The organism is Cytobacillus kochii, from assembly GCF_044790165.1.
Classification (GTDB): Bacteria; Bacillota; Bacilli; order Bacillales; family Cytobacillaceae; genus Cytobacillus; species Cytobacillus kochii.
Genome location: NZ_CP085254.1, coordinates 1983256 through 2002366 on the forward strand (window position 1 = coordinate 1983256; position 19111 = coordinate 2002366).

Genomic DNA, 19111 nt, shown 5'->3' on the forward strand with positions numbered 1-19111 from the left:
TCTTCATGTTTAAACAATATAAAAAGGTGAATGATCATGGAAGTTATAAAAATAGTACATCCACATAACCACAGTAAAGATAGCTGGCCACCTCTTTCAATGGCATTGGGCTTTTTTGACGGTGTTCATCTTGGTCACCAGAAAGTGATGCAAAATGCAAAGGAGAAGGCAGCTGAACTAGGGTTGAAAAGTGCCGTAATGACATTTGATCCTCATCCATCAGCTGTATTAGGTGATCCACAAGAACAAATTAGATACATCACACCGATAAATGAAAAAATCAAGATTGTTGCACAGTTAGGCATTGATTATTTATTTATTGTGCACTTTTCTAAAGCATTTGCTAATCTAGATCCAGAAGCTTTTATCGATCAGTATATTATTGATTTAAATGTTTCTCATGTATCTGCTGGATTCGATTATACGTATGGTAAATTCGGTAAAGGCACTATGGATACGATAAAGACACATGCTAAAGGGTATTTCTCTACAACCACGATTCCACAGTTAAAAAGAGACAATGCCAAGATTAGTTCCTCCCTCATTAGGACTTACTTAAAAGAGGGAAGCGTTGAAAAAATCCCTCCGCTTTTGGGAAGATACTATACAGTTAGTGGTCCGGTCGTGCAAGGTGATCAAAGGGGGAGACAATTAGGTTTTCCAACAGCAAACGTTGCTGTTAGCGAAGATTTCATCACCCCACCTACAGGTGTATACGCTGTAAGAATTTTTGTTCAAGGAAAATGGCGTAAAGGGGTCTGTAATTTAGGCTATAAGCCAACTTTCCATGATGACTTAAAGACCCCTTCTATTGAAGTCCATATTTTTGATTTCGATCAAGATATATATGGTGAAGAGGTTGAAGTAGAGTGGCATCAACATATTAGAGATGAACGGAAGTTTAATGGAATTGAAGCATTAATTGAGCAAATTGCTAAGGATAAGCAAGCAACACTCGATTATTTTGCAAAAAACAACGGTTAATTCTTGCATTTTGTTTAAAAAAGTTGTATTCTTATAAACGTATTGATTGATGAACCTTTGCTTGGCAAGTCGAGTCACCGACGCTTGCTCAGTAACAGGGGATTGAAATTTTAGGAGGTGAATCGGATGGCTATCACTAAAGATCGTAAAAATGAACTTATCAGTGAGTACAAAACTCATGAAAATGATACTGGTTCTCCAGAAGTTCAAATCGCTGTCCTTACAGAAGAAATCAACAATTTGAACGAACATTTACGTACTCATAAGAAAGATCACCACTCTCGTCGTGGTCTATTAAAAATGGTAGGTAAACGTCGTAACCTATTAACTTACCTTCGTAACAAAGATGTACAACGTTACCGTGAGTTAATCAATAAGCTTGGTTTACGTCGATAATAAGAAGCTTGTCTTCTTATTTGAAGAAGCGGGATTTTTTCCCGCTTTTTTATTAGCCTAAAAACGCTATTCTACATAAAATTTTGTTATTTTATATATTTGAAAAAGTGTGCATAATAGTATTAATGATGAAAATATGTCATGGCATTTTGCTTTAGTATATATGATTTTGTAAGTGAAATGGTAGAGAGGGGTACAAATATGGGACAAGATAAGCATACCTACAGCATAGATTGGGCTGGACGCAAGTTGTCTGTTGAAATCGGACAATTAGCAAAGCAAGCAAACGGTGCTGTTTTGGTTCGCTATGGTGATACAGCTGTACTAAGTACAGCAACAGCATCAAAAGAACCGAAGAACTTAGATTTCTTTCCACTTACTGTGAACTATGAGGAAAGATTATACGCAGTCGGTAAAATACCTGGCGGCTTTATTAAACGTGAAGGTCGTCCAAGTGAAAGAGCCATTCTAGCTAGCCGATTAATTGATAGACCAATTCGACCACTTTTCCCGGACGGTTTCCGTAACGATGTTCAAGTTGTCAGTATGGTTATGAGTGTCGACCAAGATTGTTCTTCGGAAATGGCGGCAATGTTTGGGTCATCTCTTGCATTAAGTGTTTCTGATATTCCGTTTGCCGGTCCAATTGCAGGTGTAACTGTTGGCAGAGTAAACAATGAATTTATCATTAACCCTTCTGTAGAACAAACAGAAAAAAGTGATATTCATTTAGTCGTTGCTGGTACGAAAGATGCGATTAACATGGTAGAAGCAGGGGCAGAAGAAGTTCCTGAAGAAACGATGCTTGAAGCAATTATGTTTGGTCATGATGAGATTAAACGATTAATTGCCTTCCAAGAGAAGATTGCTGAAGAAATTGGTAAAGACAAGATGGAAGTTACGCTTTATCAAGTCGATGAAGAGATTAATGCAACTGTGCGCTCTATGTGTGAAGCGGATATGATTCCTGCTATTCAAGTTCAAGAAAAACATGCTAGAGAAGCGGCCATTAAAGTTGTCAAAGATAAAGTGATTACCCATTTTGAAGAGCAAGAAGTCGATGATGACTATCTTAAACAAGTAAAGCAAGTACTTGATAAAATTGTTAAACAAGAAGTACGCCGCTTAATTACTGAAGATAAAGTAAGACCTGATGGGCGTGGACTAGAGGAAATTCGTCCGCTATCATCTGAGATTGACTTACTTCCACGTACACATGGATCAGGACTGTTTACACGTGGTCAAACACAAGCGTTGAGCATTTGTACATTAGGTGCGCTTGGTGATGTACAAATTCTAGATGGTCTTGGCATTGAAGAAGAAAAACGTTTTATGCACCATTATAATTTTCCGAATTTCAGTGTTGGTGAAACTGGTCCGATGAGAGGACCTGGTCGTCGTGAAATCGGACACGGTGCTTTAGGAGAAAGAGCTTTAGAGCCAATTATTCCATCAGAAAAGGATTTCCCTTATACGATTCGACTTGTTTCTGAAGTGTTGGAATCTAATGGTTCCACTTCACAAGCAAGTATCTGTGCAAGTACTTTAGCAATGATGGATGCTGGGGTACCAATTAAAGCGCCAGTTGCTGGTATTGCGATGGGTCTTATCAAATCAGGTGATTATTACTCTATTCTAACCGATATTCAAGGAATGGAAGATCACTTAGGTGATATGGACTTTAAAGTAGCAGGTACAAGTAAAGGCGTCACAGCACTACAAATGGATATTAAAATCGATGGTCTTTCTAGAGAAATTTTAGAAGAAGCATTACAACAAGCAAAAATCGGTAGAATGCAGATTCTTGATTCCATGCTAGCAACGATTGCTCAACCTAATAAAGAGCTTTCACAATATGCACCGAAAATCTTAATGATGTCAATTAACCCAGATAAAATCCGTGATGTTATTGGGCCAAGTGGAAAACAAATCAATAAAATCATTGAAGAAACGGGCGTAAAAATTGATATCGAACAAGATGGTACAGTATTTATTTCTTCGATCGATGAAGCGATGAACCAAAAAGCGAAGAAAATCATTGAAGATATCGTTCGTGAAGTAGAAGTTGGACAAATGTATTTGGGTAAAGTGAAGCGCATTGAGAAATTTGGTGCTTTCGTAGAGATCTTTAATGGGAAAGATGGACTTGTTCATATTTCTGAACTAGCTGAAGAGCGCGTAGGAAAAGTCGAAGATGTGCTTTCAATAGGTGATGAAGTCCTTGTAAAAGTGACGGAAATCGATAAACAAGGTAGAGTGAACCTTTCTCGTAAAGCTGTATTAAAAGAGCAGCGTGAACAAAAAGAAAAAGCTGAGAATAAATAAATTTGTAAGAAAGTCAGGGTTGTCCCCTGATTTTTTTCTTTCTTTTTTTGTTAGAATATAAAATGATGATGTATATTTTAAGTGAGCCCTCGGCTTGTTTCTTTTACTTGTCGAAGGGGATTGTTATTATGTAAGCGCTTTATCGAATAGTTAAACTGTTCTACCTTGTCCTCCTTTAACATATTTTAATGAAGAGGGAGGCTGGTGTTATGAGAAAAATTGGATACACGCTGGTAATAGTCATTAGTGGATTTTTAATCGTTGCGAACCCGTTAACAGATCAATATATGTCTTTAGCACTAAATGAAAGCATATCGGTAAGTAAAGTAGATGATCCGCTTTTAATAGAAATAAAGGAGCAAGCGAAGACGTTTGAAGTCCCTGCCAAGGATGCTGTTATAGATAAAGTATGGAAGGCGATTCCAGGATTAAATGGACTAAAGGTTGATGTGAATGCATCTTATAAAAAGATGAAAAAGGACGGATCCTTTGATAAAGAGAAACTCGTATTTACCGAAGTTAAACCAAAAATCCATCTAGAAGATTTAGAACCTTCACCGATTTATAAGGGCCATCCAGACAAGCCGATGGTTAGTTTATTAATTAATGTAGCATGGGGAAATGAGTATCTTCCTAAAATGTTGGAAACATTAAAGAAACATAATGTAAAAGCAACGTTTTTTTTAGAAGGAAGATGGACGCAAAATAATCCTGATTTAGCAAAAATGATTGTTGCCGCAGGGCACGAAATTGGCAATCATTCTTATACGCATCCTGATTTAAAAGTTGCTTCTGATCAAAAAACGAAAGAAGAAATTGTGAAAACTAACGAAGTCATAGAGGCGACGACTGAACAAAAAGTGAAATGGTTTGCCCCCCCAAGTGGTAGTTATCGTAATAAAACCGTCGACATTGCTAGTGGGCAAGGACTACTTACTGTGATGTGGACTGTCGATACGATAGATTGGCAAAAACCATCACCTGAAACGATTATTAATCGTGTAGTCAATAAAGTAGAAAATGGTTCAATGGTCTTAATGCATCCAACAGAATCAACAGCAAATGCACTGGATAGAATGATTGTAGGGATTAAAGACAAAGACTTACAAATTGGGACAGTGACATCCTTATTATCAGAGGAAAGAATCGGATCACACGAAAAGCAGAAAAAATAGCAAGCGAGATTTTGCAAAAAATAGCAACTATAGATACACTTATGTTATTCTACCATCATGAGTCTTTTTTTCTTATGAATGATAAACAGTTGTTTTGAAAAGCATTTCGTATCATTCGAAAAAAGACAGCTTGCAAACAGAACAGGAGGAGCATGCTTGATTAAAAGATATACTTGCAAAAATGGAACAAGAATCGTATTAGAAAATATTCCGACTGTCCGCTCTGTTGCCATTGGCGTTTGGATTGGAACAGGATCAAGAAATGAAGATAAAGAGAATAATGGGATTTCCCACTTTCTTGAACATATGATTTTTAAAGGTACAGAGTCAAAAACAGCTAGAGAAATAGCGGAGTCCTTTGATAGTATTGGTGGACAAGTGAACGCTTTCACATCAAAAGAATATACATGCTATTACGCAAAAGTACTGGATACTCACGCCTCATTTGCGTTAGATGTACTAGCAGATATGTTTTTCAACTCTTCCTTCGATAACGAAGAGTTGAAAAAAGAGAAAAATGTTGTCTATGAAGAAATTAAAATGTATGAAGATACACCGGATGATATTGTCCATGATGTTTTAAGTAAGGGTGTATATGAAAGTCATTCATTGGGGTACCCGATACTCGGAACGGAAGAAACCCTAGAAACGTTTAACGGGGACACATTAAGAGACTATATGCATAATCACTATATACCTGAGAATGTCGTCATCTCCATTGCAGGTAATGTGCCTGAATCATTTATTCAAGAAGTAGAGTCCCATTTTGGTACATATACAGGTGGTAGTCCGGCAGTAAACGAAACAGTACCTACTTTTCACAATAATAAGATCGCCAGAAAGAAAGAAACAGAACAAGCGCATCTTTGTTTAGGGTTTAACGGACTTCCCGTTGGTCACGATGATATGTATCAGTTGATCGTTCTAAATAATATTCTTGGTGGTAGCATGAGTAGTCGCTTATTCCAAGATGTGAGGGAAGATAAAGGTCTCGCATACTCTGTGTTTTCTTATCACTCTTCTTTTAAAGATAGTGGTTTGGTTACAATATATGGCGGTACCGGTGCGAAACAAATGAATGTTCTTTTCGAAACGATTCAGAACACATTAGACGTTTTAAAAAGAAACGGAATAACAGAAAAAGAATTAGTCAATAGTAAAGAGCAATTAAAAGGTGGCTTAATGCTAAGTTTAGAAAGTACAAATAGTCGCATGAGCCGTAACGGCAAAAATGAGCTATTGCTTGGATCTCATCGTACATTAGATAAAATTATTGAAGAAATTGATGAAGTATCAATGGATGAAGTCAATGAAATGGCGAAAAAGATCTTTACAGATGACTATTCATTAGCCTTAATTAGTCCAGATGGTGAGTTACCTCAAGGGCTATAAATAAAAGAGAACAATTTCCCATTTGTAAAGATAGGAAATTGTTCTTTTTTATTATAAACATATATTTTCTTTAGCCTTTTTTCTTTTTTAACACCGCACGAAAACAATTTAATTCTCCCCATATGGTTGATGTGAGGACATTAGAAGGTCGGGTGAAGGTCACTTGATCAAAAAAGGTTAATCCAGCTTCGTGAATCATACGATTGAACATGTCTAAATCGATGGTAGGATAGTCACAAGTTAAAATAATGAGTCCATCCTCTTTTAATACACGTTTAAACTCTACAAGGCTTTTATATATATCCTCACTACTTAAATGTTCAATAACGGAAATACAGAAGATTTTATCAAATAATTGCCCACTGTATGGTAAATCAGTTAAGGAACAGCAATTCATAGATACGTTGTTTATTAAACGTTGTACATTTTCTTCTTGTATGTCGTCATGTGTATATGTTTCCTTCATATCTAAAAAAATGGCTTTACTGTCTAATAATCTCTCATCGATATCACAGGCAAAAGTGTGTTTGCATATCTCACTTAAATAAAACTTTAAAGGATGCCCCAATCCACAGGCTGCATCGAGAACAATTTCATTTTTGTCTGCAAAATTTTTTGCCCATTCATACTCATAGGGTCTTGTTTCCCATTCCTTAGGTAACTGGAAGACGAACTGCTGAGATTTCGGATCGTCAGTTGTAATAAACCTTGAATCAGTTATGTTTTTCATTTCATTTCCTCCTCACTTAGCATTTTATTGTATGTGAATAAAGATGAGTCGCTACCTCACTATTTAATCACTTTTCCTATTTAAAATGTTTTTTTAATGGTAGGAGTTTCGTCCTTCACTCCTTATCAATCTTCTCTTCAAAACAAAGGTTCAAACTTAGCGTCTATTCTTTGTTAGAGAACTCACCGAATAGGTCATTTCTACATAAGATGTTGAAGTAATTGAGTAAAAGAACATAAAAAGTTCTTTAAAAGAAGGTGAGTGTTGCATGCTGACAGGATTACAAATTGCAGTGATCGGTGGAGATGCAAGGCAGCTTGAGGTCATTCGTAAGCTGACAGAATTGGATGCAAAATTATATTTAATTGGTTTTGAACAGCTTGACCACGCTTTTTCTGGTGCAGTGAAGGAGAAGTTAGATGAAGTTGACTTTACATGCATTGACGCCATTATATTGCCAGTGCCTGGGGCTGGGGTAGATGGACAGATTGATACAATTTTCTCTAATGAAAAAATTACGATAAATGAAGAAATCTTAAAGAAAACACCGCAACATTGTAAAATTTATTCTGGTATTAATCCTCCTTATCTTCAAGAAATTTCAACCAAAGCAGATCGTGAAGTTGTTCAATTATTTAATCGTGATGATGTCGCAATATACAATTCAATCCCCACTGTTGAAGGTGCATTAATGATGGCCATTCAACATACTGATTTTACAATTCACGGATCAAATGTGACTGTATTAGGACTTGGAAGAACAGGAATGAGTATAGCCCGTGCATTTCATGCTTTAGGAGCTAAAGTGAAAGTAGGAGCTAGAAAAAGCGAGCATATAGCAAGAATAACTGAAATGGGTCTTACGCCTTTTCATTTGAGTGATATTGAAGAAGCCGTTGTGGATGCAGATATATGCATTAATACAATTCCCGTACAAGTCGTGGTGGCATCAGTAATAGCGAAAATGCCAGTTCATACCCTCATTATTGATTTAGCTTCTAAACCAGGTGGTACGGACTTTAGATACGCAGAGAAACGCGGGGTAAAAGCTCTATTAGCACCTGGCCTACCAGGAATCGTTGCACCAAAAACAGCGGGACGTATTTTAGCTAATGTTCTTTCACAATTGATTTTGGCTAATTTTGATGAAAGGAAGGATAAACAATCATGAATTTAAAAGGGAAAAAAATAGGATTCGGTTTAACGGGGTCGCATTGCACATATGATGCCGTTTTTCCGGAAATAGAGAAGTTAGTCGGGGCAGGAGCTGAAGTAATACCAGTCGTGACTTTTACAGTTCAAAATACGGTAACAAGATTTGGCGATGGAGAAGATTGGATTAAAAGAATAGAAGAAGTGACTGGGAATAAAGTTATTGATTCTATTGTAAAAGCAGAACCATTAGGCCCGAAAATCCCATTAGATTGCATGGTTGTTGCCCCATTAACAGGAAACTCCATGAGTAAATTTGCAAATGCTATGACAGATTCTCCAGTGCTTATGGCTGCCAAAGCGACATTAAGGAACGAAAAACCAGTCGTACTAGGTATATCGACTAATGATGCACTAGGCTTAAACGGCACAAATCTCATGCGTTTAATGTCTACAAAAAATATTTATTTTATCCCATTTGGGCAAGATGACCCAGTGAAGAAACCGAACTCAATGGTCGCCCGTATGACAGCATTATCTGATACAATAGTGAAAGCAATAAATGGTGAACAGATTCAGCCAGTCATTGTAGAAAGATACAAAGATGGTAACTAAGTTCGAGATTTATCATAGTTCCCTTCGTTAAGTGATGAATGTTTGCAGACGACGGCTTTCGCCAGTAGACTTGGCGATAAGCCATGTTTTCTCATAAAATTTTATTTTTTAATGCGGGAATATGATAAAATATAAAATAATCTTAGTATACTATCTATAGCTCGCTCTCATAGCTGAAATACGACTGAAAGATAGTCGCTCACTTGTTTGTTAGCTGAAAGGTAAACTAAAAAATATCAATCATTATGTTGGCCGGAAGGAGAAATGGTTATGACAGAGAAAAAAGACTTCCATGTAGCTGTAGTAGGAGCAACAGGAGCAGTAGGTGAACAAATGTTAAAAACATTGGAAGAGCGTGCTTTTCCGATATCAACATTGAAAGTATTATCTTCGTCTCGCTCAGCTGGGAAGAAGATTCAATATAACGGCAAGGAATATACTGTAGAAGAAGCTACACCTGATAGTTTTGAAGGTGTAGATATTGCTTTGTTTAGTGCAGGGGGAAGTGTATCCAAACAATTAGCTCCAGAAGCGGTAAAGAGAGGAGCAATTGTGGTTGATAATACGAGTGCATTCCGTATGGATGAAAATACTCCACTTATCGTACCTGAAGTAAATGAAGAAGACTTGCATAACCATAACGGCATCATTGCCAACCCCAATTGTTCAACCATTCAAATGGTTGTAGCGCTTGAACCGATTAGAAAAGCATTTGGTTTAAATAAAGTGATTGTCTCCACTTATCAAGCAGTCTCTGGCTCAGGGCAAGCAGCTATTGATGAATTGCAAGAGCAAACAAGAGCGATTTTAGATAATCAAACATACACGCCTGAAGTATTGCCAGTAAAGGGTGATAAAAAGCATTATCAAATCGCTTTTAACGCCATTCCTCAAATAGATAAATTTGTTGATAACGGTTATACATTTGAGGAAATGAAAATGATTAATGAAACGAAAAAAATTATGCATCTGCCTTCTTTACCAGTAGCTGCGACTTGTGTTCGTCTACCCGTGGGAACTGGTCATTCTGAATCTGTGTATTTTGAGATTGATCAGGAAGGCATTAACGCAAAGGATATAAAAGCTTTGTTAAGTACCGCACCAGGTATAGAACTACAAGATGACCCTGAACAGCAAATTTATCCAATGCCAGCAGATTGTGTTGGTAAATCAGAAGTGTTCGTCGGTCGTATTCGCAATGACTTAGATGAGCCAAAAGGGTTCCATATGTGGGTCGTTTCTGATAATCTACTAAAAGGTGCAGCCTGGAATTCTGTACAAATCGCAGAAAGTCTTGTTAAATTAAAGTTAGTGAAATAAATTGCAATTACTCGAGGTGTTAAGATGAAAATCGTCGTTCAAAAATTTGGCGGTACATCGGTAAAAAATGAAGAAGGCAGGAGTCATGCATTAAGGCATATTAAAAATGCCGTTCATGAAGGGTTCAAAGTGGTAGTTGTTGTTTCTGCAATGGGAAGAAAGGGAGACCCTTATGCAACAGACACGTTATTATCACTTGTTGGTGCGCCCCTTGCCAAAATCAATAAACGTGAAACAGACTTATTACTATCTTGTGGAGAAGTGATTTCAAGTGTTGTATTTACGAATATGCTTATAGAAAATGAGCTAACGGCGACCGCATTAACAGGTGCGCAAGCTGGTTTCCGTACAAATCATGATCATATGAATGCGAAAATTATTGATATGAAATGTGAACGTTTAAAAAACGAGTTAGAATTACATGATGTTGTTGTCGTTGCAGGTTTTCAAGGATCAGCTAGAAACGGTGATACAACGACGATTGGACGTGGCGGCAGTGATACTTCAGCAGCTGCGCTAGGTTCTGCCCTTAATGCAGAGTGGATTGATATATTCACAGATGTTGAAGGGATTATGACAGCTGATCCGCGGATTGCACAGAATGCACGTTCTTTGGATGTTGTAACTTATACGGAAGTTTGCAATATGGCTTATCAAGGTGCAAAGGTTATTCATCCACGAGCAGTTGAAATCGCGATGCAATCAAAAATTCCCATTCGTATCCGTTCCACTTATACAGACGGTTTAGGTACGCTAGTTACGGCTGTTACGAAACAAAGTAGAGGAACAGATATAAAAGAAAGACCGGTTACCGGGATTGCACATGTAGCGAATATTACGCAAATTAAAGTGGTTGCTAAAGAAAATCAGTATGACCTACAATCAGAGGTTTTTAAGGCAATGGCCAAAGAAGGCATTAGCGTTGATTTCATTAATATTTATCCACATGGAGTAACCTATACAGTGACCGAGGAAATGACCGATAAAGCGATACAAATTTTAAATGGATTAGGTCATGAACCAAAAGTGGAAAGAGGCTGTGCGAAAGTTTCAGTTGTCGGTGCAGGTATGCAAGGTGTACCTGGTGTTGCCTCTAAAATTGTAACAGCACTTTCGGAACAAGGCATTAGAATTATGCAATCAGCAGATAGCCATACGACTATTTGGGTTTTAGTTGAACAAGAAGATTTGCCGAAAGCAGTCAATGCACTCCATGATGCCTTTCATTTAGAAAAAGATCAAGTAGAAATGATATAAGTGATTATTAAAAAGAGGTGTAAAAATGGTTTTATTCGGAAGAGTTTCAACAGCAATGGTTACGCCATTCGATATCAATGGGCATATTGATTTTGCAAAGACAACTCAGTTGATTAATCATTTGATTGAGAATGGGACAGATTCCCTTGTTGTTGCTGGAACAACAGGCGAATCACCAACGTTAACGAAAGAAGAAAAACTCGCATTGTTTAAACATGTAGTGAAGGTAACGGATGGACGCGTGCCAGTTATTGCCGGTACAGGTAGCAATAATACTTACTCATCCATTGAATTAACGAAAAAAGCAGCAGAAATTGGTGTAGATGCCATCATGTTAGTCGCTCCTTATTATAATAAGCCAAACCAAGCAGGCTTATATGAGCATTTTAAAGCGATCGCAGCAAGTACAGATTTACCTGTTATGTTATATAATATTCCAGGTCGATCATCTGTTAATATTGCACCTGAAACAATTATTGAACTATCCAAGATTAAAAATATTGTCTCTGTGAAAGAAGCGAGTGGTGATCTTAATGCAATGACGAAGATTATCGCTGAAACAGATGACGATTTCTTGTTATATAGTGGCGACGATGGTATCGCTTTACCAGTCTTATCCATTGGTGGAGCAGGTGTTGTATCAGTGGCCTCACATATAATCGGCTCTGAAATTCAAGAAATGGTGCAAGCATTTTTAGATGGCCGCTATCAAGAGGCTGCAAAATTGCACCAATCCTTATTACCAATAATGGAAGCGATGTTTGCAGCGCCAAGTCCTGTACCAGTTAAAACCGCTTTGCAGGTCAAAGGCCTTGATGTCGGTTCAGTGCGTTTACCAATGGTACCACTTTCTGAACAAGAAAGAGCTTCACTGATTGACATTATTAAAAAGTAAGCAAAAAATCTGAGCGATCATTCCCACCTTGGGTATGAATTGTTCAGGTTTTTTTTTGTGATGCCATAACATATATACTCTGGATAGGGGAGTAAAAGGGGGCTCTTCGTATATCTCACAAATCTAAAACATATTGAGCAAACATAAGTAGCTCAGGTTGAAGAAGTTTTCGCTCACTAGCTGAACTAGAGATACTTAAATCTTTGATTACTACTATTTAGTCCTTGTTAAATCCAAACCCAATACATCAATCTGGATGAAGGAAATTTACACATTTCTTGAGTCTTTTAGGTTCTCTTTTTTTAAAAGCAAGACTAACTGAATTATTATAAACTTGATATTTAGGTATCACTTTTAAAAGAGAGTATTTGTTAAAGTAAAACGATCCTTTTTGTGCCGTCTTCTTTAATCACTAAAGTGTTTAAATACTTAATTTAACTGGATAAATTGCTTAATAACCGCAAAAATGCATAAATTTGGTTGTTATTATTTTCTTAGTTAAAGTATAATGGGAATAACTGATTTTGATCGGGTGAATGAACTATAGGAGGATACATAAGTGAAAAGACAGAACGAAAGCATCAAGTTAGCAGCACTAGGTGGAGTTGGTGAATTAGGAAAGAATATGTACATAATTGAAGTTGATGAGGATTTATTCGTAATCGATGCAGGTTTAATGCTTCCAGAGAACGAAATGCTTGGAATTGATACGGTTATTCCAGATTTCACCTATCTTATTCAACAAAAAGATCGTGTGCAAGGAGTATTTTTAACCCACGGACATGAAGACCATATTGGAGCTTTATCTTATTTGCTTCGGCAAATTGAGGCACCGGTATACGGAACTAAGCTTACAATTGCGTTAGCAAAAGCAAAAATGAAAGAGCAAGGATTTAAAGGGAAAGCTAAACTAGTGGAAATACATAGTGATACTGAACTTCACTTTGATCATTGTGAAATTTCATTTTTTAAAACAAATCATAGCATCCCAGACAGTGTTGGGGTATGTATTCATACCTCACAAGGCAGTATCGTCTACACTGGGGATTTTAAATTTGACCAAGCGGCTGGACCACTTTATAAAGCCGAAATTGGAAAAATGGCCAAAATCGGAGAAAATGGCGTTTTGTGCTTATTATCTGATAGTACAGAAGCAGAAAAGCCAGGGTACACAAAATCTGAAGCTGAAGTATTAGATGATTTAGTGAAGCATTTTTATCAAGCAAAAGGGAGAGTCGTAGTGGCTACATTTGCGTCTGAGTTAATCAGGATTCAACAAGTATTTGACGCTGCGAAACAGACTAACCGAAAAGTAGCAATAGTAGGAAGAAGTTTGCAAAAAATATATGATATTGCCATCAGATTAGGGTTTTTGGATATTTATGAAGACGTAATGGTGTCTATGAACGATGTGAAAAACTTGGCAGATGAAGAAATCATTTATTTAGTGACAGGTACGCAAGGAGAGCCCATTGATGCGTTGCATAAGATGGCGAAAAACTCTCACCGTCAAGTGCATATTCAAGCTGGAGATTATGTGATATTCTTTGCTTCTCCTTTGAGAGGTTCGGAAGTTTATTTATCAAAAACAGTTGATGTATTGTTCAGGGGCGGAGCACATGTGGTTTCAGGCAAAGGGAGTTTTAATACATCTAGTCATGGTAGCAAAGAAGAGCTTAAATTCATGATTAATTTAATGAATCCGAGATATTTCTTTCCTGTTCATGGAGAATACAGGATGTTAAAGGCACATGCAAAAGTAGCTGAGTCGACTGGTATGGAAAGTGATGCTATTTTTATTCCTGAAAAGGGAGAATTATATGAAATAGCAAAAGGAACCATGAAGAATGTGGGGAAAATCCCAACCGGACATGTATTAATTGATGGCAGTGGTGTTGGTGATGTTGGTAATATTGTCCTTAGAGATCGTAAATTATTATCTCAAGATGGGATATTACTTGTGGTTGTTACGTTAAACAAAAAACAAAAAATCATTTCAGCAGGACCAGAATTAATTACAAGAGGCTTTGTTTATGTGAGAGAATCTGAAGAATTACTAGCTGAAGCAAGCAAATTGGTAAAAGAAATTGTTGAAGCAAAACTATCGAAAGAAGCTTTTGACTGGTCAGGTATCAAACAAGATATGAGAGAAGGTCTCAATCAGTTCTTATTTGATAAAACAAAACGTCGTCCGATGATCTTACCGATAATTATGGAGTCCTAAGAAAGCAGGCAATTACGTATTCGTGATTGCCTGCTTATATTTTTATTTCGATAATAGATATCTTCGTTTCCAAAAGCATTAATAGAATGAAAATCCCATCCCTGTTCATACTAAATATATAAAAGTTTGAAGGGAGAAGTCTTATGGATTTTGAAATGAATGGGAATGATCAAGAGCAACAACCTAAAGAAGATAAACAATCGCCTTTAATGGAAAAGATACAGCAATTAGGTCAAACAAATGTACCGCAACTATCTCAAGATTCCAAAATTCACTGTTTGACAATCGTTGGACAAATAGAAGGGCATTTACAATTACCGCCACAAAATAAGACAACAAAATATGAACATCTTATCCCTCAGATTGTAGCCATTGAGCAAAATCCAAAAATAGAAGGTTTGTTAGTAATATTAAATACTGTAGGGGGAGATGTAGAAGCAGGGTTAGCGCTTGCTGAAATGTTGGCATCATTGTCAAAGCCTACAGTTTCAATCGTGTTAGGTGGTGGACACTCAATAGGTGTACCTATAGCCGTATCTTGTGATTATGCTTATATTGCTGAATCAGCAACGATGACCATTCACCCCATTCGGTTAACTGGCTTAGTGATTGGGGTGCCACAAACTTTTGAGTATTTAGATAAAATGCAAGAACGTGTCATTAACTTTGTAACAAAACACTCACAGATTACTGAAGAGAAGTTTAAAGACTTAATGTTTGCTAAAGGAAATTTGACAAGAGATATTGGAACGAATGTGATTGGTGCTGATGCTGTTGAGTTTGGTTTGATTAATGAAGTAGGTGGTATTGGCCCAGCATTAAAAAAACTTGAGGAGTTAATTGAAAACAATGAACAGCAGGAGGGGCTTGTACAATGATATTATATACAGCCATGCCAAGTGAATGGATATACCAAGCTGAACCATCTGAATATGCGAAACAAAAAGTGGTTAACTTTGAAGGTATCCCGTTACTAGTGGAATTCACTAGTGGTTCTGAATATCGTGTAATCCAAGTAATGAGTACGGACCCAAATGATTTCATGAATGAAAATATTGGACCTGGAGTAAAAATCACCCTCAGTTAAGCAAAAGATGGATGAAATTATGCTATAATAAATGAACAAACGTAGAGCAGCCACTAAAAGGCTGCTCTCTTCTTTCATGCATCATTCAAGTACTTATAAATCAGGTGATAAAATGGCGAAAAAAAAGAAGCGTAAAACGCGAAAAAAGCAACAAGTGAGACAAACTTTAAAATATGAATTAACTGCTCTAGTGATGCTCGCATTAGCAGTGATTGCGATAGCGAAATTAGGGGCAGTAGGTGGAGCAATCGTACTTTTTTTCAGGTTTTTTACCGGCGAATGGTACATGCTTTGTTTAATTGGATTAGTGATTTATGCAGGGTTTCTAATGTGGAAAAGGGAGAGACCTGATCTCTTTCATATGAAATTAGTGGGCATGTACTTCATCATTAGTGCACTTCTGTTATTAAGTCATGTAACGTTATTTGAATTACTTTCAAATGGGGGAGCATTTACCGACCCAAGTGTAATAATGAATACATGGCGTCTCTACTGGGGTGAGGTGACAAATCAAGCCAGCACTTCAGATTTGGGTGGGGGCATGATTGGAGCATTAATGTTTGCTGTTTTCTATTATTTATTTGATGAAGCAGGCTCAAAAATTATTGCATTTCTTTTGATTATCGTAGGAATTATATTAATTACAGGAAAAACTTTTGGCCCTGCGATGGGTGATATGACCATTTCATTTGCTCAATTTCTAAAAAAACAATGGCTAGCATTTCTTGAAGATGTAAAAGGTTGGGTAAGTAAAAAGAATAAGCGCAATGCTAAACCTCGTACGAGAAGAAGTAAAGAAAATCAAGAAGAGGCGGCAATAACGATTCATAACAGCTCAGAAGAAATGGATAAAGACAGTACACCAGAAGAACCAATTATTTCTAGTTTTTCTCAAAATGCTTATGACCAAGAACAAGATGGTACATTACCGGTACAAGGGGTAAGCGAGAGTCAACCGGAGGACGAAGAGCAGCAAGATGAGACTGTACCACCGATTACATTTACAGAAGTGGAAAATAAGGATTATAAACTACCACCAATGAAATTATTAAAGGCACCTAATCACACCGACCAGAGCGGTGAATATAAACTTATTCATGATAATGCAGCAAAGCTTGAGAGAACCTTCCAAAGCTTTGGTGTCAAAGCTAAAGTAACCCAAGTTCATCTTGGACCGGCAGTAACCAAATATGAAGTACATCCTGATGTAGGTGTGAAAGTAAGTAAAATTGTTAGTTTAAGTGATGACTTAGCCCTTGCGTTAGCAGCAAAAGATATCCGAATTGAGGCACCAATTCCAGGAAAATCAGCTATCGGGATAGAGGTACCGAATTCAGAAGTTGCGATGGTTTCCTTAAGAGAGGTCATTGAACCTAAAGGTAAAGATCGCAATGATTCAAAGTTATTAATCGGTTTAGGAAGAGATATTACTGGCGAAGCTGTCACAGCAGAGTTGAATAAAATGCCGCATTTGCTCGTCGCTGGAGCGACAGGAAGTGGGAAGAGTGTTTGTATTAATGGCATTATTACTAGTATTTTAATGAGGGCGAAACCTCATGAAGTGAAATTGATGATGATTGATCCAAAAATGGTAGAGCTTAATGTATATAATGGGGTCCCACATTTATTAGCCCCTGTTGTGACAAATGCCAAAAAAGCTTCTCAAGCACTGAAAAAGGTTGTAAGCGAAATGGAGAGAAGATATGAATTATTCTCCCATACAGGCACAAGAAACATAGAAGGTTATAATGAATTTATAAAAAGGCAAAATAAAACAGAGGAAGCTAAGCAACCACTACTTCCTTACATCGTTGTTATTGTTGATGAGTTAGCGGACTTAATGATGGTTGCTTCATCGGATGTTGAGGATGCGATCACTAGATTAGCACAAATGGCTAGGGCAGCTGGTATTCATCTTATCATTGCCACTCAACGTCCATCAGTGGATGTCATCACCGGTGTGATTAAAGCAAATATTCCATCAAGAATTGCGTTTGCTGTTTCTTCTATGACGGATTCAAGGACGATTTTAGACATGGGCGGAGCAGAGAAGTTATTAGGAAGAGGCGATATGTTATTTATGCCAGTCGGCGCATCAAAACCTATACGGGTGCAAGGCGCATTTTTATCGGATGATGAAGTTGAAGAAATTGTTGATTTTGTCATCGGTCAGCAAAAAGCGCAATATCAAGAAGAAATGATTCCCGATGATTTACCAGATTCACAAGCAAGTGAAGTTGATGACAAATTATATGATGAAGCAGTTGAGCTTGTCATTGAAATGCAAACAGCCTCTGTTTCCATGTTGCAAAGGAGGTTCCGTATCGGTTATACGCGAGCAGCGAGGTTAATTGATGAAATGGAGCTGCGAGGAATCGTTGGACCTTATGAGGGAAGTAAACCAAGAACAGTACTCGTCAGCCAAAGTGTTGATGAGGCATCTTCTTAAAAATATATTTAACGCTTTTTAGCAACACAGCTTTAATCAACAATTGAAAGAAAGTATGTACAAAGAATAGGTTAATATTTATTATAAATATGACCTATTCTTTTTTTAGGGTTTCTAAAATATTTTAGTAGCATTTGATTTTTATCATAAGAAGCCTATAACGAAAGGGAAAATAATTAAACAAAACTCTTTAAGACATCAACTATGAGTCAACAAATGTGAAAAATATTCACTTTTTTCACTATCTTTTTCGACATTTTTTGAAAAATATGTTTCTTTATATTTAGAAAAATGGTATAGTATTTTCGATTAGTAGAGATGATTGAACATCAGAGGTCTGATGTCTTGAGATTTGGATTTGGAGGAGCACAGCATGTCTATTAAGTCAGATAGCCGCCATTTATATTTACAAGTAATTGATCGTTTGAAGCAAGATATTGATAAAGGAATTTATAAAGAGAGAGAAAAATTACCTTCAGAATTTGATCTTGCCAAACAATTAGGTGTCAGTCGTGCGACATTAAGAGAGGCATTAAGGATATTAGAAGAAGAAAATGTCATTATTCGTAGACACGGTGTCGGCACGTTTGTAAATACAAAGCCATTATTTACATCAGGAATTGAACAGTTAAATAGTATCACTAATATGATTACCCAAGCAGGTATGCAACCTGGGACTATATTCCTTAGCTCAGAGACGCAATGTCCAAGTGAGGAAGATATCAGACTTTTTTCCTGTTCAGCAGATGAAGAAATCTTAGTAGTAGAACGGGTAAGAACGGCAAATGGTGAACCTGTTGTTCATTGCTTGGATAAAATGTTGGCGAAGCATATTCCAGACTCTATCTCTTGGGAAAAAGAATCTATTTTTGAAAATTTGGAAGAAAAAACAGGCAGAAGAATTACATATGCGGTCTCTGAAATTGAACCGATTGGTTATCACGAGAAGGTCTCACCTATTTTAGACTGTAGTCCTGAGACAGCTCTACTTGTTCTTAAGCAAATGCATTACACTGAACAAGACGAGCCATTACTCCTCTCGGTTAACTATTTTAGAGCAGACAAATTTAGCTTCCATGTTCTTAGAAAACGGATTAACTAATCAATCAT

16 protein-coding genes are annotated in these 19111 nt (G+C 37.0%); 15 read left to right on the forward strand and 1 reads right to left on the reverse strand.

Annotated elements, in window-relative coordinates:
* Positions 1 to 36 precede the first annotated feature (36 nt).
* The 5 genes from ribF (at position 37) to LG276_RS10465 (ending at position 6272) form a co-directional block, all read left to right on the forward strand.
* Positions 37 to 984, forward strand: a complete 948-nt coding sequence (gene ribF / locus LG276_RS10445) for a bifunctional riboflavin kinase/FAD synthetase (protein ID WP_224938630.1) — start codon at positions 37 to 39, stop codon at positions 982 to 984.
* Between the two features lie 126 nt (positions 985 to 1110).
* The gene (gene rpsO / locus LG276_RS10450) at positions 1111 to 1380 is read left to right on the forward strand and encodes a 30S ribosomal protein S15 (RefSeq protein ID WP_251161471.1); all 270 of its coding nucleotides are present in this window, start codon (positions 1111 to 1113) and stop codon (positions 1378 to 1380) included.
* A gap of 201 nt (positions 1381 to 1581) precedes the next feature.
* A complete protein-coding gene (gene pnp / locus LG276_RS10455; protein WP_224938632.1) occupies positions 1582 to 3705 on the forward strand; it encodes a polyribonucleotide nucleotidyltransferase in 2124 nt (707 codons plus the stop codon).
* A 209-nt stretch (positions 3706 to 3914) separates the two neighbouring features.
* The gene (locus LG276_RS10460; RefSeq protein ID WP_251161472.1) at positions 3915 to 4880 is read left to right on the forward strand and encodes a polysaccharide deacetylase family protein; all 966 of its coding nucleotides are present in this window, start codon (positions 3915 to 3917) and stop codon (positions 4878 to 4880) included.
* A gap of 156 nt (positions 4881 to 5036) precedes the next feature.
* Complete coding sequence (locus tag LG276_RS10465; protein ID WP_224938634.1) at positions 5037 to 6272, forward strand: pitrilysin family protein; 1236 nt, start codon at positions 5037 to 5039, stop codon at positions 6270 to 6272.
* Positions 6273 to 6342: 70 nt separating this feature from the next.
* On the opposite strand, the gene LG276_RS10470 is transcribed toward LG276_RS10465, so the two are convergent.
* Positions 6343 to 7002, reverse strand: coding sequence for a class I SAM-dependent methyltransferase (locus tag LG276_RS10470; RefSeq protein WP_224938635.1), 660 nt, complete (start codon positions 7000 to 7002; stop codon positions 6343 to 6345).
* A gap of 268 nt (positions 7003 to 7270) precedes the next feature.
* Here LG276_RS10470 and dpaA point away from each other — a divergent pair, with 268 nt between their 5' ends.
* The 10 genes from dpaA (at position 7271) to LG276_RS10520 (ending at position 19103) form a co-directional block, all read left to right on the forward strand.
* Complete coding sequence (dpaA, locus tag LG276_RS10475; RefSeq protein ID WP_251161473.1) at positions 7271 to 8173, forward strand: dipicolinic acid synthetase subunit A; 903 nt, start codon at positions 7271 to 7273, stop codon at positions 8171 to 8173.
* Positions 8170 to 8769: a dipicolinate synthase subunit B gene (gene dpaB, locus LG276_RS10480; protein ID WP_095369480.1), complete on the forward strand. Its 600-nt coding sequence runs from the start codon at positions 8170 to 8172 to the stop codon at positions 8767 to 8769. Before dpaA ends, dpaB begins: the two co-directional genes overlap by 4 nt.
* 270 nt (positions 8770 to 9039) lie before the next feature.
* On the forward strand, positions 9040 to 10089 hold the full coding sequence (asd, locus tag LG276_RS10485; protein ID WP_224938637.1) for an aspartate-semialdehyde dehydrogenase: 1050 nt from the start codon (positions 9040 to 9042) through the stop codon (positions 10087 to 10089).
* A 24-nt stretch (positions 10090 to 10113) separates the two neighbouring features.
* Positions 10114 to 11346, forward strand: a complete 1233-nt coding sequence (dapG, locus tag LG276_RS10490) for an aspartate kinase (protein WP_224938638.1) — start codon at positions 10114 to 10116, stop codon at positions 11344 to 11346.
* 25 nt (positions 11347 to 11371) lie between these two features.
* On the forward strand, positions 11372 to 12241 hold the full coding sequence (gene dapA, locus LG276_RS10495; RefSeq protein ID WP_224938639.1) for a 4-hydroxy-tetrahydrodipicolinate synthase: 870 nt from the start codon (positions 11372 to 11374) through the stop codon (positions 12239 to 12241).
* Positions 12242 to 12800: 559 nt separating this feature from the next.
* Complete coding sequence (locus tag LG276_RS10500) at positions 12801 to 14465, forward strand: ribonuclease J (protein WP_251161474.1); 1665 nt, start codon at positions 12801 to 12803, stop codon at positions 14463 to 14465.
* Between the two features lie 155 nt (positions 14466 to 14620).
* On the forward strand, positions 14621 to 15343 hold the full coding sequence (locus tag LG276_RS10505; RefSeq protein ID WP_224938654.1) for a ClpP family protease: 723 nt from the start codon (positions 14621 to 14623) through the stop codon (positions 15341 to 15343).
* Positions 15340 to 15552, forward strand: a complete 213-nt coding sequence (locus LG276_RS10510; RefSeq protein ID WP_224938641.1) for a YlzJ-like family protein — start codon at positions 15340 to 15342, stop codon at positions 15550 to 15552. Before LG276_RS10505 ends, LG276_RS10510 begins: the two co-directional genes overlap by 4 nt.
* 112 nt (positions 15553 to 15664) lie before the next feature.
* A complete protein-coding gene (locus LG276_RS10515; RefSeq protein ID WP_251161475.1) occupies positions 15665 to 18001 on the forward strand; it encodes a DNA translocase FtsK in 2337 nt (778 codons plus the stop codon).
* Between the two features lie 373 nt (positions 18002 to 18374).
* The gene (locus LG276_RS10520; RefSeq protein ID WP_095369473.1) at positions 18375 to 19103 is read left to right on the forward strand and encodes a GntR family transcriptional regulator; all 729 of its coding nucleotides are present in this window, start codon (positions 18375 to 18377) and stop codon (positions 19101 to 19103) included.
* Positions 19104 to 19111: the final 8 nt, after the last annotated feature.